Annotated in this window: 14 protein-coding genes; 11 read left to right on the forward strand and 3 right to left on the reverse strand. The window is 49.2% G+C overall.

The genetic code is table 11. The features are described 5' to 3' along the window. Positions 1-43 precede the first annotated feature (43 nt). Complete coding sequence (locus tag G451_RS0110700; RefSeq protein ID WP_027184249.1) at positions 44-1,129, forward strand: DUF4340 domain-containing protein; 1,086 nt, start codon at positions 44-46, stop codon at positions 1,127-1,129. Positions 1,130-1,370: 241 nt separating this feature from the next. Here the strand turns inward: G451_RS0110700 and G451_RS0110705 are convergent, their stop codons facing one another. Further along, complete coding sequence (locus tag G451_RS0110705; protein ID WP_027184250.1) at positions 1,371-2,093, reverse strand: hypothetical protein; 723 nt, start codon at positions 2,091-2,093, stop codon at positions 1,371-1,373. Between the two features lie 440 nt (positions 2,094-2,533). Here G451_RS0110705 and G451_RS0110710 point away from each other — a divergent pair, with 440 nt between their 5' ends. Both G451_RS0110710 and G451_RS0110715 read left to right on the forward strand, forming a co-directional pair. Further along, complete coding sequence (locus tag G451_RS0110710) at positions 2,534-2,998, forward strand: hypothetical protein (protein ID WP_027184251.1); 465 nt, start codon at positions 2,534-2,536, stop codon at positions 2,996-2,998. A gap of 76 nt (positions 2,999-3,074) precedes the next feature. Further along, complete coding sequence (locus tag G451_RS0110715) at positions 3,075-3,701, forward strand: TetR/AcrR family transcriptional regulator (protein WP_034641770.1); 627 nt, start codon at positions 3,075-3,077, stop codon at positions 3,699-3,701. A 133-nt stretch (positions 3,702-3,834) separates the two neighbouring features. Here G451_RS0110715 and G451_RS0110720 read toward each other — a convergent pair whose 3' ends face one another. Next, the gene (locus tag G451_RS0110720) at positions 3,835-4,668 is read right to left on the reverse strand and encodes a sirohydrochlorin cobaltochelatase (protein ID WP_156921597.1); all 834 of its coding nucleotides are present in this window, start codon (positions 4,666-4,668) and stop codon (positions 3,835-3,837) included. A 244-nt stretch (positions 4,669-4,912) separates the two neighbouring features. On the opposite strand from G451_RS0110720, the gene G451_RS32660 reads away from it, so the two are divergent. The 3 genes from G451_RS32660 (at position 4,913) to G451_RS0110735 (ending at position 8,375) form a co-directional block, all read left to right on the forward strand. Continuing rightward, the gene (locus G451_RS32660; protein ID WP_169727864.1) at positions 4,913-5,902 is read left to right on the forward strand and encodes a DUF3426 domain-containing protein; all 990 of its coding nucleotides are present in this window, start codon (positions 4,913-4,915) and stop codon (positions 5,900-5,902) included. A gap of 201 nt (positions 5,903-6,103) precedes the next feature. Beyond that, positions 6,104-7,153 (forward strand): glycine betaine/L-proline ABC transporter substrate-binding protein ProX, encoded by a 1,050-nt coding sequence (proX, locus tag G451_RS0110730; RefSeq protein ID WP_245587806.1) that lies wholly within the window; start codon positions 6,104-6,106, stop codon positions 7,151-7,153. 151 nt (positions 7,154-7,304) lie between these two features. Beyond that, entirely contained in the window at positions 7,305-8,375 is a 1,071-nt protein-coding gene (locus tag G451_RS0110735; protein WP_027184255.1) for an acyltransferase family protein, read from the forward strand. A 57-nt stretch (positions 8,376-8,432) separates the two neighbouring features. On the opposite strand, the gene G451_RS0110740 is transcribed toward G451_RS0110735, so the two are convergent. Continuing rightward, a complete protein-coding gene (locus G451_RS0110740; RefSeq protein WP_027184256.1) occupies positions 8,433-9,248 on the reverse strand; it encodes a potassium channel family protein in 816 nt (271 codons plus the stop codon). Between the two features lie 192 nt (positions 9,249-9,440). On the opposite strand from G451_RS0110740, the gene G451_RS0110745 reads away from it, so the two are divergent. The 5 genes from G451_RS0110745 (at position 9,441) to G451_RS0110765 (ending at position 16,266) form a co-directional block, all read left to right on the forward strand. Then, the gene (locus G451_RS0110745) at positions 9,441-10,094 is read left to right on the forward strand and encodes a nitrite/sulfite reductase domain-containing protein (RefSeq protein WP_027184257.1); all 654 of its coding nucleotides are present in this window, start codon (positions 9,441-9,443) and stop codon (positions 10,092-10,094) included. Between the two features lie 166 nt (positions 10,095-10,260). After that, positions 10,261-13,644, forward strand: coding sequence for a transporter substrate-binding domain-containing protein (locus G451_RS0110750; protein ID WP_169727865.1), 3,384 nt, complete (start codon positions 10,261-10,263; stop codon positions 13,642-13,644). Further along, on the forward strand, positions 13,641-14,666 hold the full coding sequence (locus G451_RS0110755; protein ID WP_027184259.1) for an adenylate/guanylate cyclase domain-containing response regulator: 1,026 nt from the start codon (positions 13,641-13,643) through the stop codon (positions 14,664-14,666). The genes G451_RS0110750 and G451_RS0110755 overlap by 4 nt, the downstream gene beginning before the upstream one ends. A 70-nt stretch (positions 14,667-14,736) precedes the next feature. Then, on the forward strand, positions 14,737-15,492 hold the full coding sequence (locus G451_RS0110760) for an ABC transporter permease (protein WP_169727866.1): 756 nt from the start codon (positions 14,737-14,739) through the stop codon (positions 15,490-15,492). 6 nt (positions 15,493-15,498) lie between these two features. Beyond that, positions 15,499-16,266 (forward strand): P-loop NTPase family protein, encoded by a 768-nt coding sequence (locus tag G451_RS0110765; protein WP_027184261.1) that lies wholly within the window; start codon positions 15,499-15,501, stop codon positions 16,264-16,266. The last annotated feature ends 52 nt before the right edge of the window (positions 16,267-16,318 follow it).

Here is a 16,318-nt window from a genome sequence, read left to right on the forward strand (position 1 = left end):
GGCTGGAGCCATCTCCCCCTCTTCTATACACTAGGAGAACATCATGAAGAACAAAAGCGTCGCCGTTCTCGGCATCATCATCGTGCTGTTGGCCGCGGCTCTGCTGGCAAAAAAAACCTTGTTCGCTCCGAAGGATATTCTTTCCTATAATGACCTGTTCACCTTTTTTCCTGACAACGCCACTACGGCCGATGTTGCGGAAATCACTCTTTTCGACGGGGCGAAACCCGATGCACCGATTACGCTGAAACGCGATGGAGAAACTTGGCGACTTGTTTCCATGCAAAATGCGAAGGCAGATATCGGCCAAGTGGCCGGTCTCCTCGGATGTATTGCCAAAATGAAGGGTGAGGCCCGCGCTGACGATGCCAGCTTGCATCCCGACTTCGCGGTTGATGACGCCTCTGCCGTGCATATCATTCTCAAAGACAAAGATGGAAAAGAACTGGCGAATATTCTCGCGGGGAAAGGAGACTGGAAATCCTCGTTTGTCAGACCCAATAACGCGGATGTGGTTTACGCAGTCGAAGACAATGTCCGTGGTCGTGCCGGGTACGTTGGAAACGCTCTTGACCCAACGAAATGGCTCGACAAAGTCGCCTTACGTCTTCCCGAAGAAATGATTGACACCATCACGGTGACAACCCCGGAAGGCACAGCCACCTTCACGAAAAAAACGGAAGCTACCACAGCAAAACAAGAAGGCGAGGCCGAAAACCCCGAGTCCGTCTCATGGCAGGCACAAGGAGGTTCATGGCTTTCCGATTCACAACAGGCCGTGAAAGAGCTTATTGGCGGTCTGTTGGCTGTACGCATTGTCGATATTGTTCCGGCGAAAGACGCCACGTCCCTCGACTTTTCTACGGCACCGTATTCCATTACCACGACCGGAAAAGTCTCGCATACGATCACGGCATTGCCCGTCGGGATGAATGCGAAAGATCAATCAACGGAGTCGAAAGTATATCTCAAAATAGATGATGACCCGTTGGTTTATGTCATGCCGACATCGGAATTCACGACACTCTTTCTCCAACCACAAAACGAAAACCAGACAGAGGCCCCCGTCCCCAACGCTCCCATGACCATGCCCAATATCATTCCTATGATGCCGCAGCAGGGTCAATAACCTATTCGTGATCTTCGTATAATACACAAGGCCCCTGAACATTGTGTTGAGGGGCCTTATTTGTTCTTCACCTTTTCTTTATAGCAACTCATCTCAGAGTACGGACGGAGATCAATAGATAGGATTATTCCAGGTAACGAAATAAAGCTGTTCACTTACGATGTTGAACGCTCCCCGCATCAACTCCTTTGCAAAGCATACTTTTCGAAATTTATGACGCGAAAACGAATGGTCAAAATTCTTATTTCTTCTGAAAAAATCGAAAATATAACCGTTCAATGATCGGGAGTGTTTTAGGATCAATCCGTTCAAACACCTCGATCGGTGGAACATTTCCTCCATACGCCGCTTCAAGCTCTTCCCATGTTATTTCAATTTGACTGGGATCGGGACGGTCCTCATACCGGCTCATGGCGATAAGAAGGGAGCCATCATCATTGAGAACTTCGATAAGAGGCAAAGGAATATATCCAGAAGCCTTGGCCTGTTCGATCAACGCTTGACGACAACGTCGAACATATCGCGCTCCGAAAAACGGTATTTCCCACAAGGCGTGTTCCAATATCGGAAACCGCCCAGCAAGACGTGTCTGAAAAAAAAGTCCTTGAGGTGCTTCATGGACAGGGAGCGGGTGGGGAGCAAGCTGAATAAAGTCTACATCGCTTGGACGAACGATGCAGCCAGCGAGTGCTTTACTCGCATTCCCATTTTCATCAAATTGATAATATACAATAAAACATGCTGTCGACACCACGCCGACTGTTTCAAATACTTCTTTTTGAAGCGCTCGAGCGGCTGCCCATAGCTCCATAGTCGGACCAAAAACTTCGCGGCCCACGAGGGAAAACGGCCCCATTGACGTTATCGTCACGCGGACGGGACCGATGATCCCGAACATGCGCAGAAACCAGATTGCAAGCCCAAAAACAAGCCCGATAAAAACCAAACCCAAGACCACGTTCATAATCCAGCACCATAGAAGACTCGACAGCGTTGCGATGTTTTTATTATGATACAACACTTCATAGCACGGTGTTTAATCACTTGCTCAAAACGCACTGGACCCCCAATATGTATCATTTTCATCGATGTTCATATTTTATGGTATGATGTCGTCAACGACAAGTATCGTTCACGCATCGTTCCTGATACGATAATCAACGATATGTCTCAGGTGAAAGCGGCCTTGTCACAAGCTTGGGAAAGCAGTAATATCTTTTCCCTTGGGCGGATGAAAACACAAACCGCCGAGGCAGCCTCTGCACGCCATACTTTCGAGATCGTTCAGGGCCATGCACCAAACGCCGTATGGGTTTGCTCGATCTGGTTGTTTTTTCGTGTCCTTAAAGGCAATGCGCGTAGAGCATAAAGTGTAACTGTTCAACTTTTTTCAAAGAGCAATGGATGTCTATGTTTCAACCTGGTGATTCGGTCGAGGCGCAATGCGGAAAATGTAAGGGTGTCACCCGACATGCCGTCGTAGTTGTCGAACGTGGCGAAGCCATGCAGGTCCAATGCACGTTTTGCGGTTCCCGTCATAAATTCAAGCCAAAGGATTCAGCGGGTAACCAGGCGGCCAGGGCCCGTAAAACAGCCAGTGGTCCCAAAAAGGCCACAGGTGGCAAAAAAGCGACCAAGGCGGCACAAGCCTCGGCAGCAATTCTGCGAGAGTGGGAAGATGCTGTGGCCGCTGCCGATCCAACACAAGCCAAACCCTACTCAATGAACAGCGCGTTCGAAGAAGGCGATTTGGTGGATCACAAAAAGTTCGGCATGGGGATCGTGAGTCAAGTCATTGTGCCCGATAAAATGGAAATTCTTTTTCGCGACGGCATCAAACTGTTGCGATGTAATTTGCAATCCTCCTGATGCGGTAGCGAGGCGACATGGAGCAGCGTTCCGATAGAATTGTCGCACGAATGGTCACGGGCTCCTGCTTTCCCCCATGAGCAAGGTCATCCCGATCCAAGGAGGCACAACGATTCGCGAACGCCTTTTGCAGGCGGTCGAAGAGACGTTAGTGTGTCATGGTTTTGAAGCCATCACTATAGACATGGTGGCTCGTGCGGCTCGTGTATCGCGTCCGGTTGTTTTTCGGTACTATGGCGGTTTGTCCGGGCTCGTTTTCGAGTACTCCCGGACAAACCGTTTTTGGCCATCAAGTGGAGATCTCGTTGACAGCGATCTCGCGATGCTCAAAACCCTTCCCTCAGCAGCACGTGTCGCCGAATTTTTTAAACGGCTCCTCCACGAACTGCGTAAACGACCGCATACAATCGAGTTATTGTGCTGGGAGTGTCGTCAACGCAACCGATTGACGACGATAATGGAAAATTCGCGCGTCAAAAGCTCGCTCGAATTCTTTGAAAGTGTTCTGCCTGATATCGACGACGACGTCGACCTTGGAGCCATTGTAGCCGTTATCGCTGCTGCGGCCTTTTTTCTCCTGGTTCGTTCACGTACCACACCGCACTTTGGTGGCATCGACTTGGCATCTCCTCTTGGTCAACAGCGCATCGACGATACCATTGATCTTCTTTTGCAGGGAACGCTCCCCTCTACATGGCGATAGTACGCTCTGTTAAAGAGCGCTCCCCTCTGCTTAAGGCAAGGAAAACGAACACAGGCCCCCCAAAGAGAAGAACATGACGTGAGCATGGAGAATCATGCACATACGTCACGGGATAGACCCGTTTTTCTTCTCGTTATACTAAGCCATCGAGCCGCCGCCAGGCATTTTGGACATGGTTCAGCCATAGCGCGGCTAAGGGTGGATGATCAAGTGCGGCTGTCAGGACAGGGTGGCAGGCAATATTCGCTTTTTCAAATTGCGTTTGCCATGAATCAGGGCTGTCTCCGAACAAATCCTTATGAGCGTGCCGACCGGCAGAAGAAAAGAACGGAATAAGCCATACGGTGGAGACGTTCTTCGCAATGAGCATTTCGTGCAATGCGCTCCGACGCATGACACCATCCTGCTTTCCATGCCCTAACGATCCAATATAAAAAAGTTCATCTCGGCGAGCACATTCGGCAGCCAAATCTGAATAGCGCGTATGCCCAGGATGGGAAGATCCGTGCCCAACCAACACAACAGCTTGGTCAGATTTCCGTTCTGGTGGAACCAACGAAAACACCGCGTCAGCAACACGCTCAATATCGGTTCCAACACCAAGGAGCGGATCGCCGACGGAGGTTCGGATGGAAATCCCAGTTTCATGACAGGCGTCATCAATCTGCACGAGCATCTCGTGAAATTCACGCCCCGGTATAACGTGCAGCGATTGAACAACGACCTGACGTATACCTTCTTGAATGAGGTTGACCAAAACCTCTTTCGGTGCTGGAGCTGGAGCCGGGACCGACTGTGCTGCAACAAAATCTCCCGACGCGATATGCGCAACGGAGACAGGAGCATCAGGGTACAATTGACGAACCTCATCGGCCAGCCGCTTCAATCCCTGGTCGGAGCCAGGGTGCCTGGAGACATGCGCCGTTAAAATGACAGCGCGAGGAGTGGATAATTGATGTGTTGTCATAACGAAGTCGATGTCGTTATCAAATAATGGACCCGGGGCCAAAACGTTTTTTTAGGGGTTCCTCCTTCGAACATGACGGCTCAAACCATCTTCGACATTTGCCCCGGTCGCGTTACCAATTTTACATAACGAAATGCGACTTCTTCTTCCTTTCGCATTGACCATTTTTGCGCTGCCTCGTATCGTCCCCATACTACTTTCTTTTTTGGAAACCCGCCGCTGGCGCATCTCGACAGAGGAAACCATGAAACGATTGCTCGCCATTGCTGCCGCTGTCATATTTTTCGTTGCTATTCTGTGGTTTGCACTTCGCAACGAATCATCGAATACCCCAGAACACAGTCTTGATCTGGCAGCTCAGGCCGTGGCCCACCATGATGTGGTTGCCTTTTCCAAAGTTGTTGACGTGCGCAACCTGACCAACAAAGCAGCTGATGACATTCGCGCCTATGTCGATGCGAATCCAGGCCTCGAGATGCAGTCCGTGCTCTCTGCCATTGGCCAATATATCGGTCTTGATTTGACGGCAGTTGATGAACTTGACCCCGGACAAGATTTGGCAGAACGGATTGAAGCCGCCGTACGGACCGGGAAAACTGGTACGACAGATAATCAGCCGGCTTTTCGAAATTTCGCCATTGCATACAAGGGGGCGATAAGCAATACCGATGGCGCCGTGAGTCTGCGCTTGGCAACACCATCAACCGGCAATGACCAGACGACGCCGACGATTCAGGCCGATCTTGCTTTGGAAAAGCTCAAGTCTGGGTGGCGCATTATGGAAATTGCCAACCTCCCCGATCTGCTGCCCTCCATCACGCCTTTACCTAGTCTGGATGCCGTTGAGGCCGTTCGCAATGTCATTTTGAGCGGCGTCCGACAATATTATGTTGAAAATATCAAAGAAGGAAAAATTTTCGTTATTGAAGGTATCGCCGAAAATCAAGGTGCCGCCCCGGTCTCGCATATCAGACTGCGCGCCGTCATTTTCAACCAGGCCGAATCGCGAATGGCTGAAAAAACCATTACAGCCAACAATGTCCTTGGATTATATCAGTTACGCGTGTTTGACCGTGCAAAACTGAATCAAAGCTTGGACAAGCCTGACGGCCCGATGTCTCAGACAATTGCTCCCGGAGGACAGGTTAAGTTCATGTTCATTTTTTATGACGTCCCTGAATCGGCGGCTGAATTCGAAGTCCGTGTGGTGGCGGTTAATATCGCGCAATCATAAGCAATACGGTCTTCGTTGTCTCTCGGATCTCCCATGCTCGACATCTTTGTGCTCCCATGAGAAATACGAGAGTTATGTTTAGCGTTTTTAACAGCACAACAAAAGCTCCTGTTTTTTCCCCTGCAGCACGTGACAATGCGGTGCTGTCTACGGGCACCATGTAGACGCCATATACCAAAGAAAACTGAATAAGGATTCTCAATGAATATATCACTGCGAGCCGGTCGCAAGCTGGCTTGTATGCTCTTGATGCTCTGCTTGGCCTCTTCGGCTTTAGCTGCCGACGAATTGCCCGGCAACGGGAAAGAAGTCCAACCAGCATCTCCCAGTTGGTCAACAGGCCTATTCCAAGACGCGTTGTATAATCGTGCGTTGGAAGAACTTGGATATACCGTAAAAAAGCCCAAAGAACTGAGTAATTCTTCATTCTACCAAGCGATCAGCCGAGGAGATGTCGATTTTTGGGTCAATGGATGGTTCCCTCTCCATAATGCACTTGTGCCTCGAGATTTCAGAGAAAAAGCTGAAGTTCTTGGCCATGTCGTCCAAGGAGGAGGGATTGCCGGCTATCTCGTTTCCAGAAAAGCTGCAGATAAATTCGGCATACACTCCCTTGAAGATTTCAAACGTCCGGACGTGAAAGCCGCTTTTGATATCAATGGGGATGGAAAAGCCGATCTTGTTGCCTGTCCCCATGGCTGGGCATGTGAAAAAATCATCGCGCATCATTTAGATACTCTCGACCTCAATGACGACATTAATGCAATGACGACATCCTACACCGCAAACATGGCGAACACTGTTTCCCGTGCTCATAGTGGACAACCTGTTTTTTTCTACACCTGGACCCCGAACTGGACCATTGCCAAACTGAAACCGGGAAAAGATGTTGTATGGATCAACGTCCCGCAAACGTCCCCGGAGACATCGCAAAAAGAACTTGAAGACAAACTTGTCGTGCAACATCTCCCCGGTGCAGTGACTGACCCCATCAATCTGGGCTTTATTGCCAACGACATCCAAGTAGTTGCAAACAAACAATTTCTTTCTGAAAACCCGGCTGCACGAGCACTTTTTGAAGTGATGACGATCCCGCTTGCAGACGTTGCAGCACAAAATGCAAAAATGTTTGAGGGAGAATCCTCTCCTGAAGATATTGACCGTCACGTCAATACATGGATCGCGAGAAACAAAAAGAAATGGGATAGCTGGATTCACGCAGCGAAAAAGGCAGCTGCCGCTACGCATTGATCTCGTTGCTTTCATTCTTTGCCTTTGCGAAGGCTTTGTTCACGAAAGCAGTCTTCCAACACATAGAGATTTCAAGTCATCGTACGCCAAGTCTTCGGAAGAAGGGAGCGCATATGACATCACCGTCGTCTCCCGGCAAGGAAACATTGAGATGAAACACGAGATTCTTCAATCCACTCACAATGACTTGTCTTCATCGCAAGCAACGCGAGAGAAGGGACTTGATCGCATCAAAGCGTGGGCAATCCTCTTTGTTATATTTTGGCACTATCAACCACTGCATCTCATCAACCTGGGACAAACCCAGCTCTCGACACTCATCTGTGAAGTTTTTTTTGCTGGAATTCGACAAGTTTGCCTTATCGCTGTACCGCTCTTTTTTCTTGTCTCTCTAATTATCTTTTTCAAACATGCTCCCAACCGGCCTCACTATCTCCGTAAGCGACTCACACGACTTCTTATTCTCTATGGATTTTGGATTTCCGTTCAAACAATCTTCGCCAGTGTTGTCTCGCCCGAGCCTCTCGTCATTGATTGGCATTTCATTGCTTCAGGAGGTCCACCTATCCCACTGGTGGGAGGCTCTGTCTTCTACTTTCTCTTCGACCTTATAATATTAACACTTGCTGCGGGACTATTTCTTCAATGCAGTGAGCGTGGGCGTATCGTCATCGGAGTGATTGTGGTTGCAACATCGCTCTTCACATTTAGTATAGTTCCATATTTCCCAGCTTATGCTCCTTCAACGACATCCCCGGCAAACTTTTTCGTCTTCATCCCTTTGGCTTATTTCTTGGCTCAAAACCCTGGGTTTGTATTGACATATCGCCGACTTCTCGCAGTACTCTTCGCCTTTACCTGCCTTTTCGACATGATCAATATCCTGTGGGAATTGGGAATATACTACAATTACTGCCGTCCAAGCACGGTCATTGGCGCTCTCTACTTCATGACATTCCTGGCAATCGAGTTGCCTCCCAAAGGAGAACGCATATTTTCCCTTATAGCACGATTCAGCCTTGGCCTTTTTGCCGTACATAAATTGGCTGTCTATCCTTTTCGTGCTTTGTTTATCCAGCTAAACCCCATACTTATCCCAATACCGATGACCGGTGTGCGTCTTGCCGCATCCTTTATCATTGTCGCTCTGGCAGGCTTCCTCCTTTCGATCCTCCTTCTCTGGCTCATGAACATCACTCCGTTGCGACGTTTTATCCGGTAAGACGGTCTTCCGCAGTCTTGGTAGAAATAAACTCCTCTTTGGGATCATCAAAACAATTCAATTGACCTCGCCATTGGTGTCAGCATCATCGTTTTCCACTGACACAGAAACCTGCGTATCTGTCTTTGTCCCACTCACAATGCCACGCGTAATGACACCAACAATCAGCGCAAACATGACATACCCAACCAGGCACTCGAAAGAGACAAGCAACTTGGCATCTGATGTCACAGGATGAATATCGCCAAATCCCAATGTCGTAATAACGACAACGCTAAAATAAATAAAATCGGCCAACGTCGGAGCTCCGCCGAGAGAAAACGCTTCGGGGGTGCTTGTGACAAGCCGATGAAAAGCGGCAAGGTTAATATTCGTAATGGTAAACGCGGCAATCATCGTGATATATGCGTCAACAATCTGCCCGACGTTTTCCCACGTCGGATAGGTTCCCGGCGTCAACAAGGCTAACAATTCCTTCGCAAAGAGACGTAACTCGAAGATAACAAGTGTCAGCGTCACGATGCACAGCCCCATGGATAAATAGGGAGATAAAAAGAGCAAAATACATGCGCCACCCGAAATAAAGGTGCTGATTGCAGCCAGCATAATCTCGCGGGAAGAAGAAACATGATGAAAGAGAATCGTACGCTTTTTTAATACCCTGCGATTACGAGAGATATGAAAAAGAACCGTGATCATTGACGCTGTTCCCCCTGAGAGCAATCCCGCCAGGGCATATTGCGACAATGTTTCAAACCCACTGATGACTTCGGGTGCGAGCAGCGCGTCAGTCATCGCGAGTGTGATCACGCCAAGGACAAGCCCTGGAATATAATGCCGACGAAAAATCCTCCCAAACGATACCTGCTTCATGTTACCTCCTTCTTCTCTCCGCAGTAAATTTTCACTAAAAAGCAAAAAGACTATATTGATTCTTCAAACAGGGTTGATCATAATCCAGGTTTTCCCTATAAGAATCATTCTGACAATAATGCCTTCTTCCGACAGAAGAATCTTTCCTGTCGATACAATAGGCAACACACTCAACACATAAGGAATACTACCATGACAAATCATCTCGACGGCGCAATTTTACAGCGTGACAAACAAAGCTATGCCATTGTCCCCCGCACCCCGGTTGGCCTTATCACACCGGAAGTGCTCGATGCTTTGAACACGGTCGTGAAAAAATACAAGATTCCCATTGTTAAAATCACCTCCGGACAGCGTATTGCTCTCGTCGGCATGTCCGAAGATCAACTGGCTGATATCTGGAAAGATCTGGGAACCGACATCGGTCGCGCAACCGAACTGTGTGTTCATTATGTCCAAGCTTGCCCCGGAACGAGTGTCTGTAAATTCGGCATCCAAGACTCTTTGGGCCTTGGGATCGAAGTGGAAAAGCTGTACCAAGAGTATGAAATGCCCGCCAAGTTTAAATTCGGCATTTCCGGTTGCCCCTTTGCCTGCGCTGAAGGATTGGTTCGTGACCTTGGCATTACCGGCAAGAAAAGCGGCTGGGCGGTGAGCTTCGGTGGCAATGCTGGTCAGTTCGCCCGAGTCGGCGACATCATCGCCGAAGACCTGAGCAAAGAAGACGCTCTGACCTTGGTCAAAAAACTCATTGAATACTATCGCGACAACGCCAAGAAGAAAGAACGTACCTGGAAATTTGCCCAGCGTGTCGGCATTGATGCAATCAAAGCCGCTGTATTGTAACCCTTTTTGACATACTGAAAACAGAACGGGAAGACGGCAACGTCTTCCCGTTTTTTTTTGTTACCATTTGAGCCTCTACGAGTTGTGACAATGACGCGTTTCACGTAAAGAAAACAATATTCTCTCTTTCAACGACCTGCAGCCCCATAAAGACATGCTCCAGTTCGTGCTACACATTGTCATTCTTAGCGGCCTTTTGGCCATTCCAGCACGTTGTGTTGCCGGGCAGGACATTCAAGCCCTCCCTGAAATATCACGTGCCACATTTCGTATCGCTATGAGCACAGACTCTGCTCCCTACGATTTCCTTGACGATACGGGAAACCCTTCTGGCATGGCCGTGGATATCTGGCGTAAATGGTCGCAACAAACCAATATTCCTGTGACGTTTGTTCCTGGAACCTGGGAAGAAACGCTCGACATGGTCAAAACTGGGCAAGTCGATGCACACGCCGGTATGGTCTTCAATGAATCTCGCACCCGTTTTTTCGATTATATATCACCACTCTTCCCGACCCAAAGTTGGCTGTTTTTTTCCAAAGAACACCACCTCCGCCAAAATATGCGTCAACTTGCCGGTCTTCCTATAGGCATAGTATCCGGCGATGTCGCTGAAGATGCACTCGACAACGCCTTCCCCAAAGCAAAACGCATTTTCTTCTCGGACAATACCCGTCTCTTTCAAGCCGTCGCCTCAGGGGAAATTCAGGTTTTTGTCAGCGAAGGCTTGACCGCCCGCTTTTTTTTACGTCGCTTCGGACTTCTCACCGCCTTTACCCACGAAGAGACTCCACTGTATAAAAATACCATGTATGCAACGGTTCAACAGGGAAATACGAAAATAGAGCATACCGTTAGTGCAGGATTTCAAAGTCTCAATGCTTCTCAAAAAAACGTAATCCAGAGACGCTGGAACGGTATTGCCGGGTTAGGTGACTCCACCGTTACGATTGCTATGCCAGCCAACGCCCCCCCGCTGACATTTCTTGACCCTAAAAAGAAGCCCTCAGGACTCTATGTTGATATTTGGACGACGATCCTTGGTGCACTCGGTCTCACGCCAATTTTTTTTCCAATGTCGTGGCCAGAATCCATTGATGCGGTAATAACAGGGAAGGTCGACATGCATTCCGGCCTTTTTCAACGTTCGGACGACACGCCTTCATTATATTATAGCAAGCCCATACACGAACTCGGCATTGGCTTGTTCACGCGGACCGGAACAATCCTCAGCAATGGTCTTCGCGATCTTAACGGCAAACGTGTCGGCATTGTGGAAAGCATGTTCAGCCCAGAAGAATTGCAAAAGCAATTCGCCAACCTTGTCCTTGTCCCGTTTCCAAACCTTGTTGCACTTTTACGAAATCTCGCCGCAGGAGAGATAGACGCGGTACTCGCCGACACGACCTCAACGAAACATCTTCTTCTCCAACTCGGTCTGTCTGGTCTCATCATGGCCAACGGTCCGCCACTTTCCCGAAGCACGGTACATGCTTGTGTGTCCAAAGACCGCAAAAGCCTTGTCGATCTCCTCAATAGTGGTCTTTCCACACTGACGCAAACAGAACGCATGGAACTTGAACGGCGATGGCTCGATAATCCCATTGATCGATATTACAAACCGCTTTCCCATGAAATCCCGTTAACAGAGGAAGAACGTGAATGGCTCGATGCACATCCCACGCTACGCCTTGTTGTGGACCCCTCGTTTCCTCCTGTCGATTTTCGTTCTCCAGAGGGAGCGCATCAAGGCATCAGTGCCGACTACCTGACAATCTTTGCGGAAAAGCTTGGTATATCCTTTGAAATTCTTCCCACACAAACCTGGGCCGAGTCACAAGACGCCCTCAAGGCAGGGAAGGCCGACTTTTCTCCGGCACTCATGGCTACTCCGGACCGAGAAAACGATCTCTTTTTTACCGAACCGTACATTCGCATTCCCACCGTCATCATAATACAAACGACTCAGAAGGATATCGCACATATTGACGATCTCGCGGGCAAAACCGTAGCCGTCGTCAAAGGGTATGCTTCGGCTGAATATTTCATGAATCGTCGGCCGGAAATCAAGTTTGTCCAGGTCGCAAGTCCTGCCCAAGGGTTGCAAATGACAGCCTTGGGTCAGACCGATGCCATGATCATCAACTTGGCTACGGCGTCATGGGTTATTGAACACGACGCCCTGACCGGACTCAAAGTCGCAGGCTCCACAGACTTCGATTTAGCTTTGGCCATGGGATCCCGCCGAGACACACCGTTACTGAATGCCATTTTACAGCGGAGTCTGGACAGCATCACACTCAAGCAACGTCAAGCCATTTTCAATAAATGGGTTCGCCTTGAAATGCCGATATGGAACCCGAGCCGTGAATTGATCATCTCGATAGCAGCAACACTTGGTATCATTATCATCATCGGCATTTGGAATCGACGGCTAGCCCGCGCCATACGTTTACGCGATGCTGCCCGAGAAGCCTTACTACAAAGCGAAGAACGATTTGCCTTGGCCATACGCGTTGCGGCCGACGGGTTATGGGATTGGGATATCACAACCAATGCTATTTATTTCGACCCAGGATACAAACGTATGCTCGGTTATGATGACGATACAGAACTCGACCTCGATACAGGCTTCATACAACGACTCCATCCCGAGGACAAAAACGCCGTCATCAGCCGTATAGAATCACTTCTCGAATTCCATGGCCCAGCCTGGGTACTGGAGTTTCGCTTGAAAGATCGAAGAGGAACATTCTTATGGATAGAACAACGAGGCCATGTCGTCACCCGTTCTGCATCGGGCACTCCGCTTCGGGCCGTGGGCACCCATACAGACATTACATCCCGAAAACATGCCGACATGCAGCGCGCCCATCTCGTTGCTGTATTACAGAATCTCCCGATCGCGGTCTTTGTCACCGATGAAAGCGGTCATTTTGAATATATCAATGCTATGTTCTGCTCCACAACGGGCTATGAACACGACGACATTATAGGAAAAAGCCCTGATATTCTTGCTTCCGGGCAGACATCGAAACATCGATTTCTACGGTTATGCGCCAACGTGGAGCCAGGCAAAATCTGGCAAGGACGTCTTCTCAATCAACGAAAAGATGGACAGGTCTACGAAACGGAACTTGCGATTGCACTCGTTTCGAATGAACACGAAACAGCAAGGCATTATATCGCAGTGGAGTCAGCCCCCTGCCAGCCATGTCAGGACGCTCCCGAGTCCGCCTCCTCTTCTTTCGAACCCGAAGAGATGATTTCGTTAACCCCGCAACAAACAACACAAGTCCAATCTCTTGCCCAAGAACTCAACCACTCACTTGATACCTTTCGTTATGATGCTATGGAGCAAACACGTCGTTTTGTCTCCATCATGACGGAACATGGACAAAGCGAAGCAGCGCACCGCCTCATGCGGCAAGTCAAGGGATTTGCATTTGATGATGCCCGCCAAACACTCCGTGTCATCCTTGTCGCCATTGGCCTTGAGGCTCCACAACGAGAGCCCGGTGACAAGATTCCTCCGGAGAGTCCTCAATGACGCTTTCCAACACAGCAACGCCAGCGCTTCTTCTCTTCGATGACGACCCGGAACGCCTTCATGACGTGGCCCGTGTGCTCACCCCGCTCCAATATCATCTGCATATTGCAACTCGCCGCGATATTGTCCGGTCTCTCCTGGATTCCGGTGTCACTCCATCGCTCGCAATCCTCGATGTTTTCACACAGGGTGATGGTTGCTCCTTGGCACGAGAACTAGCTTCACCACTGCGCCACACGCGCACAGAAATACTCATGGTTGTTCCGGAGACACAGCAAAATATGATCGATCGCGCGCTTGAGTCCGGTGTTGTCGATGTGGTGACACGGCCTTTTCAGCAAACACTTGTCCGCGCCCGTGTCCAATCATTGTGTCGACGTCGTTTCGACATCCCCCGGACTCCCGAGGCGCATCCCCATACCGATGTTACAATGCAAAACCATGATCATCCGCAACCGTCTTCCGGAAATTGGCGCGTCGGACTGACAGCGGCTGTTCTCTGCATCGAAGTAACATTCCATGACCGCACGGAAACCAATGATCCATTGGAAGGAGCGCTACGGCTTGATCGTGTATTTGATGAGATGACGAGCATCATAACACAACACGATCTGACTATAGCCACGATATATGAAAACACTCTTGTAGCAATTTCCTTTGGAAGTACGGACAAGCCCGGTTCTGCACATGGGGCCGCTGAAGCGGCTTTGACGCTTTTACAACGTACAGCCGCCTTACAATCACGTACACAGGCTCCTCTCACACTCCGTATAGGAATGGATTTAGGATCTGTCGTTTTTGAAAGCGCGAAACCAACACGGCCAGCTCCCCTTGTCTATGGGGCTGCGTTTTCACTCGCGAACCTTCTGGCAACAACAGGTATTCAAGGACAAATTCAAATCTCACACCGGATGCAACACATATTGGAAGGGCAATATCAATTTGAAGATCGCGGTCCATTTTTCAATGAAAGCACAGGAACGATCATGACATTTTTCCTGACGGGACGACGCGTTGACTGAAAAAAAATACGGTATCCCACGTTCGTCATCATCAATTTTCAAGTTGATTGATCGAATGGGAGCTTCTTTTGTGTCCGCACTGACGGAAACCATCACCTTGTCAGCGACCATTTGGGCTGCCGCGGTTGTTGCCTGTACGCCATCCACCTGGAATCGTGCTGTATCAAACGAATTTATACGGCAAATCGCATTCTGTGGTGGTCAGGGGATGGGGTTTGTTCTCAAAATTGCAGCTGTTCTTGGAATTTCACTGGTTCCACAAGTGCAAAAATTGCTCTCCACCGTCAACGATCCCACGCTGTTCGGCACCCTTGTTATCAAAGGGTTCATGCGAGAAACGTTGCCTGTCGTTGTCAACCTTCTCGTTGTAGGGCAAAGCGGCATCCCCATGACGGCCTTTCTCTGGCATATCCGAAGCAAAGGCGATATCCGAGCACTCGATTGTCAGGGAATTGATGTTTTGTGTTTCCTCATCATGCCCCGCATTCTCGCTATGAGTGTATCCGTATTTGGCTTATCGGTTTTGTTTCTCGTCGCAAGCCTGTTCTGTGGATATATCGCCGGGGTCTTGTTCAGTGTCCACTCCGTTCCGCCTCTCCAATTTGCGTTCAATGTCCTATCTCCCCTTTCAGGGCTTGATCTTCTTGGCTTCTTTCTCAAAACCATTATCCCTGGCATGGTGACAGGTGCAATCTGTTGTATTGAAGGACTGCGTTATGGACAAACGGCAACGGATGCCGCGGACGCAACAAAATCAGCTCTCGTGAAGTCGGTCTGGAATGTGTTCCTCATTTCTACCGTTATTTCACTTCTGGCCTACTTGTGAGATTCTATGAAGTATATTGAACCTCCACGACTGCGTTCAGGGACAACGACCTTTTCCAAGTGGATAGATATCCCGTATATTCTACGTTTTCAGCGCGTCGCTTTCACCCACACCAATAGAAATGAACGTATCCCGCTCAGAGACATTGATTTCACGCTTGCTCCAGGCGACCTGCTGCTTGTTCAAAGTACGCACGCGAACAAATTACCTTTGGCCGATCTCGCCAGCGGTTTTCTTTCACCACTTCGAGGGTCAATCGAATTTCTTGGAAAAAACTGGGCTGAGCTCCCTCCCAAGAGTATCTCTCGGCTTCGAGGACATATCGGTCGTTTTTTTGATGGATATTCTTTACTCCACGATCGCACTCTTCTCGACAACATTCTTCTCCCTGCTCTGTATCATACGAAACGACGTCGCCAAGACCTGGAAGACGACGTTGCAAAACTCGCTCTGTATTTCGGCCTTCCCGGCATCCCCATGATCACCGTCACCAATGCAACACCTCATGATCTTGGTTTGGCTTCACTGATTCGAGCCGTCCTCGGTTCACCGCAACTTGTCATCTTAGAGCGTCCATTGGAACAGCTTGGAGAAGAAATTTTCGCCCCACTGGTCAACATGATCGCTTCCATGCGTGTAAAAGGCGCTGCCATTCTCTGGATGACCAGCCACTATAATGAACATGTCGTTCATGCGATACGGCCAACAATGACCGCCACGGAAGAATCATCTCAATTTCTCATAGAACTTCAAACACCCAACACTTCCTCCTGAGAGAAAATTGTTCTACACTCTTTTTTAACCTGTCTTCCCTCAAACACCGCAC

Source organism: Desulfovibrio inopinatus DSM 10711, assembly GCF_000429305.1.
In the GTDB taxonomy this organism is placed as follows: Bacteria; Desulfobacterota; Desulfovibrionia; order Desulfovibrionales; family Desulfovibrionaceae; genus Alteridesulfovibrio; species Alteridesulfovibrio inopinatus.